The 17,143-nt window shown below is 59.1% G+C and carries 14 protein-coding genes and 1 tRNA gene; 13 read left to right on the forward strand and 2 right to left on the reverse strand.

Annotation, left to right across the window (positions count from 1 at the left end; translation table 11 throughout):
* Position 1: 1 nt before the first annotated feature.
* From H3V08_RS02330 to H3V08_RS02390, 13 genes are all read left to right on the forward strand, one after another.
* A complete protein-coding gene (locus H3V08_RS02330) occupies positions 2–823 on the forward strand; it encodes a DUF1287 domain-containing protein (protein ID WP_198181471.1) in 822 nt (273 codons plus the stop codon).
* A 185-nt stretch (positions 824–1,008) separates the two neighbouring features.
* Entirely contained in the window at positions 1,009–1,959 is a 951-nt protein-coding gene (locus tag H3V08_RS02335; RefSeq protein WP_045921231.1) for a magnesium transporter CorA family protein, read from the forward strand.
* A gap of 7 nt (positions 1,960–1,966) precedes the next feature.
* Positions 1,967–2,812, forward strand: a complete 846-nt coding sequence (locus H3V08_RS02340; protein WP_198181472.1) for a glutamate ABC transporter substrate-binding protein — start codon at positions 1,967–1,969, stop codon at positions 2,810–2,812.
* Positions 2,813–2,983: 171 nt separating this feature from the next.
* Complete coding sequence (gene leuS, locus H3V08_RS02345; protein ID WP_198181473.1) at positions 2,984–5,953, forward strand: leucine--tRNA ligase; 2,970 nt, start codon at positions 2,984–2,986, stop codon at positions 5,951–5,953.
* A gap of 116 nt (positions 5,954–6,069) precedes the next feature.
* Positions 6,070–6,837 (forward strand): ComEA family DNA-binding protein, encoded by a 768-nt coding sequence (locus H3V08_RS02350; protein ID WP_198181474.1) that lies wholly within the window; start codon positions 6,070–6,072, stop codon positions 6,835–6,837.
* A gap of 272 nt (positions 6,838–7,109) precedes the next feature.
* Positions 7,110–8,789 carry a ComEC/Rec2 family competence protein gene (locus H3V08_RS02355; RefSeq protein ID WP_198181475.1) on the forward strand — a complete coding sequence of 560 codons (1,680 nt, stop codon included), beginning with the start codon at positions 7,110–7,112 and terminating at the stop codon, positions 8,787–8,789.
* Between the two features lie 41 nt (positions 8,790–8,830).
* Positions 8,831–9,814, forward strand: a complete 984-nt coding sequence (gene holA / locus H3V08_RS02360; RefSeq protein ID WP_033497098.1) for a DNA polymerase III subunit delta — start codon at positions 8,831–8,833, stop codon at positions 9,812–9,814.
* 11 nt (positions 9,815–9,825) lie between these two features.
* A complete protein-coding gene (tsaE, locus tag H3V08_RS02365) occupies positions 9,826–10,413 on the forward strand; it encodes a tRNA (adenosine(37)-N6)-threonylcarbamoyltransferase complex ATPase subunit type 1 TsaE (protein ID WP_198182091.1) in 588 nt (195 codons plus the stop codon).
* 23 nt (positions 10,414–10,436) lie between these two features.
* A complete protein-coding gene (tsaB, locus tag H3V08_RS02370; protein ID WP_033497378.1) occupies positions 10,437–11,240 on the forward strand; it encodes a tRNA (adenosine(37)-N6)-threonylcarbamoyltransferase complex dimerization subunit type 1 TsaB in 804 nt (267 codons plus the stop codon).
* Positions 11,240–11,743 carry a ribosomal protein S18-alanine N-acetyltransferase gene (gene rimI, locus H3V08_RS02375; protein ID WP_198181476.1) on the forward strand — a complete coding sequence of 168 codons (504 nt, stop codon included), beginning with the start codon at positions 11,240–11,242 and terminating at the stop codon, positions 11,741–11,743. Before tsaB ends, rimI begins: the two co-directional genes overlap by 1 nt.
* Entirely contained in the window at positions 11,736–12,779 is a 1,044-nt protein-coding gene (gene tsaD / locus H3V08_RS02380) for a tRNA (adenosine(37)-N6)-threonylcarbamoyltransferase complex transferase subunit TsaD (protein ID WP_198181477.1), read from the forward strand. Before rimI ends, tsaD begins: the two co-directional genes overlap by 8 nt.
* 96 nt (positions 12,780–12,875) lie before the next feature.
* Positions 12,876–12,948 (forward strand) — tRNA-Asn (locus H3V08_RS02385).
* Between the two features lie 698 nt (positions 12,949–13,646).
* Positions 13,647–13,970 (forward strand): M23 family metallopeptidase, encoded by a 324-nt coding sequence (locus tag H3V08_RS02390; protein ID WP_332461775.1) that lies wholly within the window; start codon positions 13,647–13,649, stop codon positions 13,968–13,970.
* 47 nt (positions 13,971–14,017) lie between these two features.
* On the opposite strand, the gene H3V08_RS02395 is transcribed toward H3V08_RS02390, so the two are convergent.
* Together H3V08_RS02395 and H3V08_RS02400 are read right to left on the reverse strand one after the other, a co-directional pair.
* Positions 14,018–15,688, reverse strand: coding sequence for a hypothetical protein (locus H3V08_RS02395; protein ID WP_198181479.1), 1,671 nt, complete (start codon positions 15,686–15,688; stop codon positions 14,018–14,020).
* A 192-nt stretch (positions 15,689–15,880) separates the two neighbouring features.
* Positions 15,881–17,107: an NADP-dependent isocitrate dehydrogenase gene (locus H3V08_RS02400; RefSeq protein ID WP_198181480.1), complete on the reverse strand. Its 1,227-nt coding sequence runs from the start codon at positions 17,105–17,107 to the stop codon at positions 15,881–15,883.
* Positions 17,108–17,143 lie beyond the last annotated feature (36 nt).

A 17,143-nucleotide genomic window follows, 5' to 3' on the forward strand; every position in this document is an offset into this window, starting at 1 on the left:
CATGGAATCAAACGCCCGAAGGAACCATCCGAGGCATAGTGGGAACCACTTCTTGGTCTGGCTTGCCGCCATTGTGGTCCTCGTTATCCTTGGAGCCTGTCTGGTTCATGGTCTGCCTGCTTTCCGCAATCGTGGTCTCGACACAACCTCCGACCAGACGGCCGAGACGGCTGGTCGTGGACAATCCGACAAGGAGGAGGACAATACGCCCGGCCTGTCGCTTAAACAGACCGCCGCCTACCCCCGGTTGAAATCAAGCGTTGATTATGACAATGACGGTATCGATGACTATACCGACCTGGTTCAGGGCGCCCACGAGGGGGCCGAGCGGCATCGCAAGTATGACACCGGCTACTACCAGGGAGGGTACCCTCCCGACGACAGGGGAGCCTGTACCGACGAAATCTGGCGCGACTTCAGCCATGCCGGCTACGATCTCAAGGCCATGGTCGATGCGGATATCGCCGCGAACCCTACGGCCTATTCCGGTGTCATAACACGGCCTGATCCCAATATCGACTTCCGCAGAACCAATGTACTTGGCGTGTTTTTCGGCAGGTATGCCCAGGAGCTGACCACCGATACGGCAGCCCATGACCAGTGGCAGCAGGGGGATATCGTCATCTTCGACACTTCATGGCACATAGGCATGGTTTCCGACCGGCGTGATAAGCAGGGCGTGCCGCTCCTCCTGCACAACATGGCCCAGAAGCACCGTGAGAACGACTACCTGGGATCCGATTCCCACCGCATCATCACGGGTCACTTCAGATTTGACGCCTCCAGGATTCCCCAAAGCGTTCTGAAACCATGGAACGGGTGACGGGCCGTCACTTCCTGCTCCGTGCACGCCGGTGATGCCCCGAGTTTCGCGGGGCGACCTCCCCGTGGACTCGCGATGGGGGTGGTTACGACTATTCTGCATGATTGGTATCGGTACCGGTTGGGGCTTTGTTAGTATCGGTTTCTGCAGACGAGCACGGTGGTGAGCGAGAGGCGGTGATGGCGATGATGAGGGTATTCAGCACCATGAATGGTCAGATTGAGCAAATCAAACAGGGCGAAAAGGGCTCCTGGATATGCCTCTCAGCACCGACCGATGTGGAACTTGCCAATGTGGCGCAAAGCACCGGTATCGACCTGGCCGACCTGCGTGCACCGCTGGATGACGAGGAGCGCTCGCGCGTTGATGCCGAAGACGACTACACGATGGTCATCGTTGACATTCCTCGGGCCGAAGAACGTGACGGACGCGATTACTATGAGACCATCCCCCTCTCGATCATCGTCACCGAGAACCTGATTGTGACGGTCTGTATGCAGGACACCGTTCTCCTCCACCCCTTCATGGAGGGGACCATTCGCGGATTCAACACCTTCATGAAATCCCGGTTCATCCTGCAGATACTGTACCGGAACGCCACCATGTACCTGCGCTACCTGCGCATCATCGACCGGGAGTCCGACAGGTTGGAGTTGAAGCTTCGCCATTCCATGCAGAACCGGGAGATTCTGATGCTCCTGGAGCTGAACAAGACCCTGGTCTACTTCGCCACCAGCCTCAAGTCGAATGAAATCGTCCTCGAAAAGCTGACCAGCCTGGAACGAATCAAGCAATATCCCGATGACGAGGATCTTCTGGGGGACGTCATCACGGAGAACAAGCAGGCCATCGAGATGGCCAACATATACTCCAGCGTGCTTTCAGGCATGACCGATGCATTCGCCTCGATCGTGTCGAACAACGTGAACAACGTCATGAGGATTTTCACGATTATTTCCATCAGCATGTCGGTGCCCACTCTGATTTTCTCCATGTATGGCATGAACTTCAACGAGGGTATGTTCGGCATGCCCTTCACCGACAAGCCCTGGGGGTTCGCGGTGGTGGTCGTCGTCTCCATGCTGGTCGCCGGAATGGTCACATGGTTCCTGACCCGTTCCAAGATGTTCAAGTAGGAGAACCATGAAAGCTCGCAAGTTATTGGCATCCCTGGTCGCCCTGGTAATGGCACTGCCCCTGGCAGGTTGCGGGCAATCAGCGGCGCAATACGATGTCAGCTCGATAGGCCCCAAGATCCATGTCGGTGTCTCCTTTGACCAGCCGGGACTTGGGTTCGTCCAGTCAGGAGACCATCAGGGGTTTGACGTGGATGTGGCCAAGTATGTGGTCCATGAACTCGGGTACTCCCATACCCAAATCGTCTGGCAGGAGGTTCGGCCCGTCGACCGTGAGCGAATGCTCGTCGAAGGCAAGGTCGACTTGGTCGTGGCCGGCTATTCCATAACCCGCGCCAGGCGGGAGTTGGTGGACTTTGCAGGGCCTTACCTGCTTGCCGGTCAGGATCTGCTTGTCCGGCGTGAACAGAATGAGATAACAGGCGTTGATTCCCTGGACACGAAGAGGGTCTGTGTGGCCAGGGGCTCCTCCACGGCCGAGGTGGTCAGTCGTCATGCCCCCAATGCTCAGGTTGAGGAAAGAGACCAGTTCACGGAGTGTATTACGGCCCTTCTGAGTGGAGATGCCGATGCCGTGGGTGGTGACGATTTTGCCTTGGCCGGCCTTGCCAAGGTGCGAGGAGGCAATCAGCTACGACTGGTGGGAGCCCCCTTCACCCAGGAGCACTACGGTATCGCCGTACGCAAGGACGACCCTGAACTGGTGGCAACGATCAACGCAGCCTTGGAGAAGATGATGAGCGAGGGGGTATGGAAGCAGGCCCTTATGCGTGCCGCCCGGAGCATAGGGTTGAAGACGGACCCCGCTGCACGCCGCCCAGACCGGTTGGACGGGGCGCCTTCGCAAGAGTGATCGGACGGGCAGTGGTTTGTGGGCATGTGATGCTCACGACCCAATATTGAATCTGATGGGGGCGTGAGCTCGTCGCGACGCAAGTGGTTCGGGCCGGCCCCGGTCGCCGGACTGACTCGACAAATGGACCTCAGGTGGCTCGTGTCCATGTGAATGGCGATAATTCAGCTTATGAACGCGAATGAGAACAGGGGCCAGGACCGGCCCCAGGAACCCGATCAACCCAGGTACCGCTACGATGCACAGATGGCGCAGACCATTGAGGAGCACTGGCAGAAGGAATGGGACCAGGACGGCACCTTCTGGGCCGCGAATGTGGCTGGGGACCTGAAGGATTCCAAAGGCAGGAACGCCGATGGCCGCAAACCCTACTACGTCATCGACATGTTCCCCTACCCCTCGGGCAAGGGACTTCACGTGGGGCACCCTTTGGGTTACATCGCCACGGATGTGGTCAGCCGCTATCACAGGATGAAGGGGGAGAACGTTCTCCATGCCATGGGGTATGACGCCTTTGGTCTTCCGGCAGAGCAGTATGCCGTCCAGACCGGGCAGCATCCCCGGGTGACCACCGAGCAGAACATTGCCAACATGCGTTGGCAGCTTCATCGGCTCGGACTGAGTTTCGATGACCGCCGCTCCTTTGCCACGATTGACACCGACTATGTTCGGTGGACCCAGTGGATATTCTCTCGCATTTATGAATCCTGGTATGACCCCGACTATCGCCGCAAGGACGGAGGGCTGGGCTCGGCTCGTCCCATCAGTGAACTGGAGGATGCCTTCAGATCCGGTTCTCGCCCCATTCCGGGTCATCCCGGCCGGAAATGGGATGAACTCGACCAGGCCGAGCGCTCGGACATTCTCAATGACCACCGGCTGGCGTACATCTCCAAGTCGCCGGTCAACTGGTGCCCCGGTCTGGGTACGGTCCTGGCCAATGAGGAGGTGACGGCCGAGGGCCGGTCGGAGCGTGGCAACTACCCGGTCTACCAGCGTGAGCTCAAGCAGTGGTCCATGCGGATCACCTCGTATGGGCATCGTCTGGTCGAGGATCTGGACATCCTGGACTGGCCCGAAAAGGTCAAGCTCATGCAGCGCAACTGGATCGGCGAATCGCATGGTGCATCGGTGCTCTTCAAGGTTCCCGTCCAGGACGGCGAGGAGACCATGGAGGTGTACACCACCAGACCCGACACTCTTTTCGGGACCACCTTCGCCGTGGTGTCGCCCGAACATAACCTCCTCAGGCATGTACCCGACCAGTGGCCTGAGGGTATCGCCGAGGACTGGAAGGGCGGATACCCTGACCCGCAGTCCGCTGTCAAGGCCTATCGGCAGGCAGCCGAAGCCAAGACAGCCAAGGACAGGGTGGATGAGGCCGGTGAGAAGACAGGTCTCTTCACTGGTCTTTACGCAGTCAACCCCATCACAGGGGCACGCCTTCCGATTTTCACGGCCGACTATGTCCTGATGGATTACGGTACCGGAGCAATCATGGCTGTTCCGGGTGGCGACCAGCGGGATTACGATTTCGCGACGAAGTACGGTCTGCCGGTCATCTACACGGTCAAGCCCCTACCGGGTTCAGGTCAGGAGCTGGCCGAATTCGAGGGGAAGGCGCCTTTCGTCTCCCATGACGGCATCGTCATCAACTCCTCAACCGAAGCCACCGAGGAGGAGGGGAGCGCCCTCAGTCTCGATGGGTTGCGCGTTGACCAGGCCATCGAAAAGGTGACCGCCTGGCTGGAATCGACAGGAGTCGGCAAGGGAACCGTCTCCTACCGCCTGCGCGATTGGCTGTTCTCCCGTCAGCGCTACTGGGGTGAGCCCTTCCCGGTTGTCTATGATGACCAGGGACTGCCCCACCTGATTCCCGACGACCAGCTGCCTGTCGCCCTGCCTGACGTGCCGGACTATTCGCCCAAGACATTTGATCCGGAGGATTCCGAGTCGAATCCCGAGGCTCCGCTCAGCCGAAACCAGGACTGGGTCGACGTGACCCTGGACCTGGGCGATGGCCCCAAGGTTTATCATCGGGACACCAACACCATGCCCAACTGGGCTGGTTCCTGCTGGTACTACATGAGGTATATCGACCCGCATGATGCCCAGCATATGGTGGAATCCGATGAATTCGACTACTGGCTGGGGCCCAATCACAACGACACGGCTGGAGAATCAGGTGGCGTGGACCTCTACGTGGGAGGCGTCGAGCATGCCGTTCTCCACCTGCTCTATGCCCGCTTCTGGCACAAGGTGCTCTACGATCTGGGCTTCGTCTCCTCCAAGGAGCCGTTCCACAGACTCTTCAACCAGGGCATGATCCAGGCATACGCTTTCACCGATCAGCGCGGACAGTACATCCCGGCCGCCGAGGTGGAGGAGAGCGAGGAAGATGGGGAAACCGTCTACACCTGGCAGGGACAGCGGGTCAACCGTGAGTTCGGCAAGATGGGCAAGAGCCTGAAGAACATCATCACCCCGGACGACATGTACCGCACCTATGGGGCCGATACCTTCCGGCTCTATGAGATGAGCATGGGGCCCTTGGACGAGTCGCGCCCCTGGAACACCAGGAACGTCGTAGGAGGTATGAGGTTCCTGCAGAGGCTCTGGCGCAACGTCGTTGATGAGGCGACAGGTCAGGTGCATGTGGAGGAGGGCGAGCTGGATGAAAAGACGTTGAAGCTGCTCAACCAGACCATCCACGATGTGACCATCGAGATGGAGGGAATGCGGCCGAATACGGCCATTTCCAAGCTGATCGTGCTCAACAACCATCTGACATCGCTCGAGGCAACACCACGAGCGGCCGTCGAGCCCCTGATTCTCATGCTTTCGCCCATTGCCCCGCACATCTGCGAGGAGCTCTGGAGCAGACTTGGTCACCAGGAGTCCATTGCCCATGCCGACTGGCCTACCTGGGAGGAGGGTTATCTTGGGCAGGACACCGTAACAGCTGTGGTCCAGGTCAAGGGAAAGGTCCGCGGCAAGCTTGAGGTCAGCCCCGACATCTCGGCTGAGGAACTCCAGGCCAAGGCCCTTGCCCTACCGGCAATCCAGGAACGTCTGGGCGGTAAGGAACCGCGCAAGGTCATCGTCAAGGCGCCGAAGATCGTATCGGTGGTTCCGGCCTGAGGATTCCCCGGCAGCGGAGCGCCTGATTGAGTGGACTCGGTTCCTGACCGGGTCCACCTTCGACCACATCCCCCTTCCCGACACCGGGGAGGGGTTTTGCATGCCAGGATGGGCCAATGAAGACAGATCCTGCATACGACGGTCGGCGGGCCAGGAGACGGGGTCTTCCTCCGGTCCCGGTCCACGGTGAACACAGGTCGGGGAATCCTGACACCAAGGAGATGCCTCCCCGGCTGCCTCCTCCGGAGCCGCCTCTGCTTGGCCGGCCCCTATCCTCCCTCCCGAAAGCGGAGCCGGCCGGAATCATCAGGGACCGCCCCAGGCTGATTTTCAAACCGAGTCATGCCCTGGCTGCCATCCTGGTTCTGGTCCTTGCTCTCGCCACAAGTCTGACACTCTTCGTCCAGCAGTCCATCTCGCTTGCGGGTTCGGCACCGCAGGCAGGCGAAGCTGCGGACAGGGCGACGGGTGGAAAACCTGTAGGTGGGAAGCGCCAGAGGTCAGGTAAAGGCATCAAGACCCCGGCAGGTGGCTCAGGCCTCGCCTCAGAGCCGGCGGGTGGGATTGATCCCGCTGCAACCGCGAACGGTGCGATGGGGGCCGAAAACGTACCGGGGCCAGCCTCTCCTTCGGACGCCGTTGAGGCACCGGGAGCCGGGACACCAACCTCACAAGGGGGAGTCTCCGGGAGCCGGGTTGATATCAATACGGCAACTGCCGACCAGTTGCAGGGAATCAAGGGGATAGGTCCGGTCATGGCTCAACGTATCGTTGAGCACCGCAACCGTACAGGACGATTCTCCTCGGTGGATCAATTGCTGGACATACCGGGGATAGGGCCCAAGACGCTCGATAAGCTGCGACCCTTCCTGGTGGTCCAGTGAAGCGGCAACCTGGGCGGAGCGCCGGCCTCTTCTCCTTGGTATGCCGATTATCGCTTATAGGGCATGGAACCGAATACCGGATGCGGGAGCAAGGTAGTCGGGACTGGAGACTCCTCCCAGTAGCCTGTACCGCCTGGATAACGGTTCTCCTGGTACGGACCTTCTTCCGTCGAGCCCATCCCGGACTGGACAGGCCGGGGCCGAAGAGCGCACGAATTGCTCAAATGGACGGACTCGCCAACCAGGGCCTGCGGGGCGGATATTGGTGGAGCATGACCGGATTACTGCTGGCGATCATGCTCAGCCTGGGGCTCTTTCTATTCGCATGCGGCCGAAGGCGGAAGTCACCCGAGGGGAGGAACAAGGCACGTTCCACCGCTATGGAGGCGCGGAACATTGATTTGGACAGGTTTCTGAGTGGAGTCAGGACCCGCCTTCCTGGAATAGCGGTCGTGGGTGGCGCAATGATGGTCATGACCGTGGTCACCCTGGTCTCGCAGGTCTCCGAACAGGCAGGACCTGCATACAGACAGGTCATGAGTGGTAAGGCCCAAGCGGAGATTCAAGGTCGACTGGTGTCGCCGGTGAAGGTATCGGAACGAAGGGGATGGGATTGTCGGGCGAAGTTGGGCATGAACTTCATCGTGATAAACGGTGTCGGTACGCCCACTTCCGAGGAGGCAGTCGTATATGCAAGAGGGAAGTCATGCCAGATGGCCATGGCTGGACGGTATCGGGTATCCGGGCTTCTGGTTGCGGCCGCGTTCGGTCAGGAGCCCCTGTGGGTGGAGGTACAAGAGGGGGCCAAGGCTGAGGAACTGGAACGCCCCGGCTTCCTGCACCGACTGGTCAATCGGATGCAGGAGTCCTTCCTGGCGCAGACTCGGCCGCTGAGCGACCAAGGCAGGGTGCTGGTACCCGGGTTGACCATGGGAATGCTGGGTAGTGAAGGCATAGTGTTCGACGAGTGGGTCGATGGCAGGCCTGCACAGGTGGTGGAACCTGTCTATGCAGCCAGGTTGAAAGAGGACTTCAGGAGGTCAGGCATTCTCCACCTGATGGCGGTATCCGGCGGGCACTTCATGATTCTGGCTGCAGGACTGATTCGGTTGATGCGGGCTCTGCGCTCGCCGCCCTTGCTTACGGGTGTGGTTCTGGCGGGATCCTATCTGGGTCTGGGCTTGATCATGGTTCCCTCTGATTCCGTGCTCAGGGCCCAGACCATGGGGCTTATGGCTGCCATGGCCACGGCATGCAGGAGGCGTTCTCAATCCATCAATGCCCTTTCATGGTGCGTCATCCTGACGCTGGTGTTGAAACCGTCCATGGCTTCCAGTTTCGGATTTGCCTTGTCTGCGGCCGCTGTATTGGGTATCAGCATGCTTGGAGAAGCCATATTGGATCGATTGGTGGACCATATGCCGACTCTGCTGGCCGGGCCATTGGCAATGACCTTGGCAGCCGAGGCCGGAACCCTTCCCATACAGATTCTCATGTCCCAACAGATATCGCTCTTTTCACCCCTGGCCAATCTGATTGTTGCCCCGGTTGTGGATTTTGCCACCATCTCAGGCCTGGCCGGGATGATGATTTCGTGGTTTTGCCCGGAGGCTGGGCACCTCCTGGCCTGGGTGTCCTCATGGGGAACCGGAGTCATGGAGGTTGGTGCAACCTGGTTGGGAGAATCCAACATAGGCACGCTGGCTTGGCCTCCGGGTGGTCTCGGCATCCTGTCCCTGGTGCTGGTCGAGGTTGGCATCCTCCTCTGTGTACACATGATCAGATTCACCGGGCTGCTTGGGCTGGATCCTGATCAGGGCGACATGGAAGGAGTCGGGGTACCGTTCAGACCTTCCACCTGGTTCAAGGCGGAACGGTGGCTTCGTCAGACACGGGAGCAGGTATCCTCGATGCGTTTCGCTTCCCGAGGCAATCCCGACAAGGGGAGCTGAACACCTCCCGCAATGTCCAGCGATACGGGGAGATTTGAATCATGACGAAAGCTCAACAGGGAAATGCGCCTGTCATGATGGTTGTCGGCGGAGATACCTTCCTTAACGGGCAACGTGTCAAGGAACTCTGCGCCAAAGCCTGTCAGTCAAATCCGGACTGTGAATTCATGGAGCTTAACGCTTCCACCTGCGACTCCTATACCTTCGATGAGGCGGTCAGCCCCTCCCTGTTGAGTGATCGGGCCGTCGTTCTTCTGGACGATATGCAACTCGCCGACGAGTCCCTGGGTGAAACGCTCATCGCCTTCTGCAAGGAAGCCGTCAAGAATCCGCAAGACAGCAGCATCCTCATCTGCCGCCATGACGGAGGCAACAAGGGTAGACGTCTGCTTGATCAGATGACCAAGGGTGGAGCTGTCAAGGAGCAGGTGCCGGACCTGAAGAAGTTCGATGCGAAGGTCAACTTCGTGCTTTCCCGCTTCGAACAACGCGGAAGACGGGTGGAACCACGGGCGGCCCAGCAGCTGGTGGACGTCCTGGGGGAGCGGACCCCCGAGCTGGCTTCCATGTGCTCCCAGTTATGCGATGATTTTGACCAGAATCCACTCACGCTGGATACCGTGAACGCATATCTGACGGATAATCCTGCCGTCAGCGGGTTCGCAGTAGCCGACATGGCCCTGGCCGGTCGCAGCGCCCAGGCTGTGGTCGCGCTCCGGTCCTCAATCGAGCAGGGCAACGATCCCATCTCACTGATAGGTGTCCTGGCTCTGAAGCTCAGGGTTTTGGGCAAACAAGCGGCTATTCAGGCGGGTACGATCAGTCAGGCAGAAGCCAAGTCCGCATACTGGCAGCTGCGTGACGCCCGAAGGCAACTGCGCGGTTGGACCTCTGACGGACTGGCGACCTGCTTCGAAGCCCTGGCAGCTGCCGATGAAGAGTGCAAGACCAACGGTGGTGACGCTGTGTATGCGTTGGAGCGGGCTGTGGAGCTCATTGCCGCCAAGGGGAGGGCAAGGGCATGAGTCTGAAACTGATGGGTGCCGAAATCGATGAAATGCGCCTGTCCGTCCCGGAGAGTCCAGACATGCAGGAGCTCGGCGGTATGGTGGCCGACTGCCTTCGAGGCGGTGATGTTGTGCTGCTGTCGGGGCCTCTGGGGGCAGGGAAGACAACCTTTGCGCAGGGATTGGGCAAGGGCCTTGAGGTGGACGGGTCCGTGGTTTCACCTACGTTTACGATTGCTCGCGAACTCCACGGCCGTCTGAATGATGGCAGACCGGTCAACCTGATTCACGTGGATGCCTATCGTCTCGGTGGGGAAGGATACGACCCCGGGGAGGACAGTGTGAATCGGTTGCTCGATGAGCTGGAATCCCTGGGGTTGGACGAAGAGTTGGAAGAGCCGGGCCAGGAGACGGTTGTGCTGATGGAATGGGGGGAGCAGATGGCATCGGTGCTGGCGAATCAGCGTCTGGAGGTCATCATCGACCGCCCCCTGGAGGGGGGAGTAAATCCCGACCAGCCCCCGACCAGCCTAGGAAAGCGTGAAGTTACCTTGCGTGGAGTAGGCTCGTCATGGAAATCCAGAATGAGGTCTCTGCGGAAGGCGGTTCAGGCATGAGTGGCCAGGAGGGTCATGACTCCATGGATGAGGCGACCGGATCGGTCCTGGTGATTGATACTTCGTTCGGCTCGACGGTTGGTGTCCTGGGCCGCGAGCCCAGGGTCGAAACTGATTCCAGATCCCATGTGGAGCATCTTCAGGTCAATATCGCCGCAGTGATGGCCGATGCGGGCTTGGCTCCCGACGACCTGGACACGGTTGTGGTCGGACTTGGTCCCGCACCGTTCACCGGTCTCAGGGCCGGTATAGTAACGGCCAAGGCCCTGGCCTATGCCACTGGTGCGAAATTGCTGGGACAGGACATCCTTCTTCCGCAGGCCAGGTTCGCCTATAAGCAGGCCCTTGCCGCATATGGTGAAACAACATCCGGGCAGGCCCGGATGGGTGAAGGGGTGCGGATACTGACCCTGGCCGTCAATGATGCTCGCAGGCACCAGCTGTATTTCCAGCTCTTTGATGACTTTGGTGAGGAGTTCGACTCCGTCCGTTCGCTTGCTCCGATGGATATCGATTATCCTGATGCGATAGCTGAACGGGTTTCCGGGATTGTCGATGATCGGAAGGCCGCAGGACAAGAGGTCCAGGTGGTCATCAGTGGTCACGGAGCAAGGCGGTATGAGGACAACTGGCGGGCACGGCTACCCGAAGCCCTTGTTTCGGGGGAGTCCTTCCTTGATAGCGGTGCTCCCGGGCTGGCCCTCATGGTTGATTGTGCCAGAAGCCGGGATTCGGCGAACCCGGGGCGTGATTTGGTTGAACCGCTCTATCTGCGGAGGCCGGATGTGTCCGTCCCCAACCCCCTCAAGCATGTGGTGAAATCCTGATGCTTCGTCAGGTGAAAGAACAGGACCTGCCGGTCCTGGCCCGCATGGAGGAGGAGATCTTTTCCAAGTCCGCTTGGAGCCTTGGCGTGCTTCAGTCGGAACTGAATGCCTCTGCCCGGACCTATCTGGCCTGGGACGAGGAGGGGGATATCCTGGCCTACGGAGGATTTTGGTTCAATGGGGAAGACGCTGAACTGCTTACCCTCGGTGTGGCTCTTTCGGCCCGCCGCAGGGGACTGGGCAGGACCCTCCTTGCGGAGCTCATCAAGCAGGCCCGAAAGCAAGGAGCCAATCGGATGTTCCTTGAGGTCCGTGTGGACAACGACCCTGCGTTGAATCTGTATCGGGATATGGGCTTTCAGCGAATCGGCCTGAGACGGGGATACTATCAGCCGGAAGGAGTCGACGCCTATACGATGGTAAAGGACCTGACGAAGCGTATCGGCCCAGTGGGCGGAGACAGGAATGACCCGGGAACGGAAAGCGAGACGGACAATGAGTGAGCCGGTGGTATTGGGCATCGAATCAACCTGCGATGAGACCGCTGCCGCCTTGATTCAGGGTGATAACCTGCTTTCCAACGTGGTGGCCTCATCCATGGACCAACATGCCCGCTATGGCGGTGTCATCCCCGAAATCGCCTCCCGTGCACATGCCGAATCCTTCGTGCCTGTGGTCTCCCGTGCCCTTTGTGAGGCGGATATGGACCTGGCGCAGGTTGACGCTATAGCGGTGTCCGCCGGCCCTGGGCTGGCGGGGTGCCTGGCTGTCGGTGTTTCCGGTGCCAAGGCCCTGGCTTGGGCAGCGAAGAAGCCCCTCTACGGCATCAACCACGTAATTGGGCATATCGCAGTCACCCAGCTTCAATTTGGACCTTTCCCGGATAATACCCTTGCCCTGATAGTTTCCGGAGGGCATACTTCCCTCCTGCATGTCCGGGATATCGCCAGGCAGGTGGACGTAGTTGGTTCCACGCTGGATGATGCCGCCGGTGAGTGCTTCGACAAGATTGCCCGCCTGCTCGGTTTCCCCTACCCGGGAGGGCCGCACATCGACCGCCATGCCCGACTTGGCAACCCTGGGGCCATTCAGGTGCCCCAGGGTCTCACCAAGGGCAAGGCAGGTGCGGAACACCCTTATGACTTCAGCTTCTCTGGAGTCAAGACGGCTGTGGCGCGCTGGATCGAAAATCAGGAAGCAGCAGGGCGTGAGATTCCCGTGGACGATGTATGCGCCTCCCTGGCCGATTCCGTGTCCAGCGTGCTGACACGAAAGGCAGTGGCGGCATGCGAGCGGTTTGATTCGGATACCCTGATTGTCGGTGGCGGTTTCTCGGCCAACTCGCAGCTGAGGACTGGGCTGCGGGAGGCAGGAGAACGGGAGGGCATCAAGGTACGTATTCCCCGGATTGAACTCTGCACCGACAATGGAGCCATGGTGGCCATGCTGGGCGTCAACCTGGTACGGGCCGGCATACGACCTTCTGCACCGGACTTTCCTATAGATTCGGCCATGCCCATGGACAAAATCGTCATGTGAGTTCCATGCCGGGCTGTATCGACACGCCAATTTGCTAGGGACAGTCCTCGCGGCTAGTATATAGAAATTGTGTTCAGCGAGAGTTGAACGGGATATTCCCGCATAGCTCAGTTGGCAGAGCGTTCGACTGTTAATCGAAATGTCGCTGGTTCAAGCCCAGCTGCGGGAGCACATTGGCCGCCGGTTTTCCGGCGGCTTTTCTTTTGTTCTCAACTAACTCAGTCCTGTTTTCCTGCTTCATCGGCCTTGTACGCCTATCTGGGTCCGCTTCACCCAAGAGGAGAGAACGAGTGGACCAATCAGGTGTTTCCTTCGAGTGTTGCCGATTTTGGCGAATCTGTCGAAGGCATAGTTGACCACACTTTGTGTACGACACAGGTGGGTCTTCATGGGAGCTCCAGAATGACAGGAATATAGTCAAGCTGAGGAGTCACTGTGCAAATCAAAACTGTATGGATCAAGCCGGTTGTAGGGTTCCTGTCTGCCGGCCGCAGCGCTGCTGGACTTCGGTCATGGAGGATTGCCGTCAGTTTCTTTCTCTGTCTACTGCTTGCCCCCTTCCCGGAGTCAGAAGGTCGCTTGTCCGGCGCGATTCAGGGTACTGTGATTGCTCGGTGCGGAGCCACTTCCTATAAAGCGCTTACCGAAGGGTATTCCTTAGGTGCCGCGATGAATTCTGGAACCGCTATTCGGCACGGGGCAAGCCCAACGGTGAACCCCACCGACGCAACACCTCAGTCTTCGGATGTCCGGGGCTGTCAGGGCGGATGGATACCGCCGATCAGGGTGGAAGGTGAAAGAGGGGCACCGAAACCCCTCAGGGCTTTCGACAGACCCGCTCATAATTGGTTGCCTGGGCACCGCGGGGTGGATTTAGCGGCCGAACAGGATGCGGATATCCTGGCACCTGAAGCTGGAACGATTATCTTTGCCGGCGAGGTTGCAGGGAAATCGGTGGTTTCGATTCGCCATGGACCCAAGGAAAATCTGACTTCCACCTTTGAACCGGCGGTCACGCATCTGCATCCTGGTGACAGAGTGAAACGCGGCACGGCCTGGGGTTCGGTCCATGGGCACTCGGACCACTGTGATGATGGGTGCCTGCACTGGGGGTTGCGGACCAGGGACAGGGAGTATGTGAATCCGATGTCCAAGCTGGGCCGGCATCGCATCGCCCTGAAGCCGGTCTGAGGTCTTGGTGGGCATTGCTCCAAGCGGTGGCTATCGACTGGATTCCGTCATAGACCGGCTTCGGCCGGCTTGATGTAATTAGTGTCAATCAGGGTGCTCTTCAGGTTTGATGCCGATACCGCCACCAGGGGGCGAGTCAGCCGATTCACCTTGCGTTCCGATCCGGCATCCTGCACCAAGGAGGAGAGGTTGTCCGGCAGGACGCCATTCTTGTTCAGGCCCGCACAGGCGGTAGCCAGGTCTGAAGCAAGGCCTTTCCTGTCCTCGATGGCGGTCATCCACTGCTCCCCGTCAACAATCTGGGGGATGTTGTCGATGTAGGCACCGTAACCGCTGATGATGGGCCAAGCAGGATGGTCGGCGCTGTCCGCATCCGATTCTGCGGCGTTCCCGTCCTTCTCGGTCGGCTGGCCCGAGGACTCGGTTCCGCCCCGTGTCGGGTCTGCGCTTTGACGTGAAGCGTCGCCCTGGGCCGGTCTCGGCACCCTCTTCCGATGCAGATCCTGCTTGCCTGTCATGGATCCCACAATGCCGGATATTGATATCTCGGGGTTGATGTCAGCGGCCGAGCCGGAGTATCCGAGGTCATTCAGTTCCGAGACGACACCGGAAACAATGAAGTCGTTCATGGCCAGGATTCCATCCACTGCCGTATGGCCCTTTGCCTGTGAGTCCATGTGGAGGCGTGCTGCGACCTCTTTTTTGGTGGCTGTCGCATCCTTGCCTGGATCGAAGGCCACATTTGCCCAGTCCTTCTCGGTGGTCTCTTCAGTGAGGAGGCCTGAGGGGCTGACAGCACGACCGTCCTTGAAGTAAGGCCCCAGGACCTGCCAGATGCCGGCGAAGGCCTGGCTGGGGAAGGAATCAGTATCAGGGACGGTTGTCGGTTCGTCTTCCTCTTCCTCGATCTGTGCATTTGCCGCTTCACCGGCAGGAGGCATCCTGGGCAGGAGGACCTCGATTCTGGCGGGGTTCTCCTTGCTGGCCTTATCCAGTTCCAGTTTGCTGGCCAGCTTGGTCGCCTGGAGTTCACCGATGCTGCGGGCATTGGACATATCGACAAACAGGTCCGGTGTCACCTCGGGTATGTCATTTGCCAGGAGAACCACATGCATCCCAGCCTCCTTGGCCAGCCTGATCGATGAAACCAGCCGGTCGTGGGCTTTGACCTCGCTATTTCGGTTTGCGGAATCCGAATCGCTTGCCGTGCCGTTTTCCGATCGGTTGTTTGAAGAGTTGTTCTGGGATGTATCTGCCTCTCCAGCTTTTTTTGTTTTGGCAGCGTCCTGTTTGGTCCCGATCCGAGGTTGGCTGACGTAGTCGCCGTACTGCCGGGTGATGGAGTCAGGCGAGGTGAATGGGGCAATCACCAGGGTGGTAGGAGAGACGGCCTTTCCACTTTTTTTGCCTCCTGCCAGATGCGAGACCACGTAGTCTTGTAGATTCTTGCTCTGCTCGTCAAGACTGGAATCGGTGAAGGTTGAGACCTTCTTGCCGTCGATGTGGTGTTTGGACAGCCCTTTTTCGAGTTCAGGGACCAGCGCGGCCCACTTGTTCAGAGGGGTGTGCTGGGAGAGGGTGATTCCGTCAGCGGGGGTGAAGATGGCAACGTTTCCTCTGTCTGCCGCCTTGGTGACGGTTGACGCGGCTGTCGATTGTTCTGTCGGTTGGTCTTTGCAGGCCCCTGCCGCCAGGACCAGAGCCAGGGAAGCCAGCAATGACAGGATACTGATTGCACGATTTTTACCGCCCGACCGTTTCACATCCGCTCCCTAAGATTCAACTCGGACCCGGCGAGGGCCGGGTCTCGGATTCCCATTGTATGGGTAGGCAAGGGCCGGATGGCAAAAGCAGTAGTTCAATTCACATTCATTCCCAAAGGGCATTCCCCGATGCTGGTGGGTACGGACTCAGTCCTGGTCCTGACTGATTCGGACGGCGAGTCCTTGGGCCAGGGCATCCATGAAATCCTCTGTGTTCAGCCAGGTCTGGGTTGGTCCTACCAGTGCCGCCAGGTCCTTGGTCATTTTCCCCGACTCTACCGTTCTGATGACCACATTCTCGAGGGTTTGGGCGAACCGTTCCACGTCGGGTGTTCGATCCATCTTTGCGCGCTGTCTGAGCCCGCCCGTCCAGGCATAGATGGAGGCAATAGGATTGGTGGAGGTTTCTTCGCCCTTGACCCAACGCCTGTAGTGGCGTGTGACGGTGCCATGGGCGGCTTCCGCCTCGACGGTGCGCCCGTCTGCTGTCATCAGAACGGAGGTCATCAGTCCTAGCGAGCCGAATCCTTGTGCCACCGAGTCGGATTGCACGTCGCCGTCGTAGTTCTTGCAGGCCCATATATAGCCCCCAGGCCATTTCAGGGAGGAAGCCACCATATCGTCAATCAGCCGATGCTCGTAGGTCAGTCCCTCCTGCTCGAACCGCTTCTGGTATTCCTCCTGGTATATCTGGGCGAAGATGTCCTTGAAGCGGCCGTCATAGGCCTTGAGGATGGTGTTCTTGGTGCTCAGGCATACGGGATAATGCCGCATGAGGCCGTAGTTGAGGCAGGCTCGGGCAAAATCGGCGATTGACTGGTCAAGGTTGTATTGGACCTGCGCAACGCCGGCACCGGGGTAGTCGTAGACCAGATGTTCAATCGGCTGGCCGCCGTCTTCCGGGGTGAAGGTCACTGTCAGGCTTCCCCTGCCTGGAATCCTGAAATCAGTCGCCTTGTACTGGTCACCGAAGGCATGGCGGGCTACGACGATGGGCTTGGTCCAGCTGGGAACAAGACGGGGGATCCTGTCTATCACAATCGGCTCACGAAAGATGGTGCCGCCGAGGATGTTGCGTATGGTTCCATTGGGCGACTTCCACATCCTCTTCAGACCGAACTCCCTGACCCTGGCCTCGTCCGGAGTTATCGTCGCGCATTTGACCCCTACGTGTTCGCGCTGGATGGCCCTTGCCGCCTCAATGGTCACTCGGTCATCGGTGGCGTCCCTGTTTTCGATACCCAGGTCGTAGTAGTCCAGATCCAGATTCAGATACGGCCTGATCAGTTGATCCTTGATCATTTTCCAGATGACACGGGTCATCTCGTCGCCATCCAGCTCGACAATACGTCCTTTGACCGTGATTTTCTTCATTGAGACTCCCTCTGCAGAGCAACCGAGGCGTCAACC

It is taken from the genome of Bifidobacterium sp. M0307 (genome assembly GCF_016100445.1).
GTDB lineage: Bacteria > Actinomycetota > Actinomycetes > Actinomycetales > Bifidobacteriaceae > Bombiscardovia > Bombiscardovia coryneformis.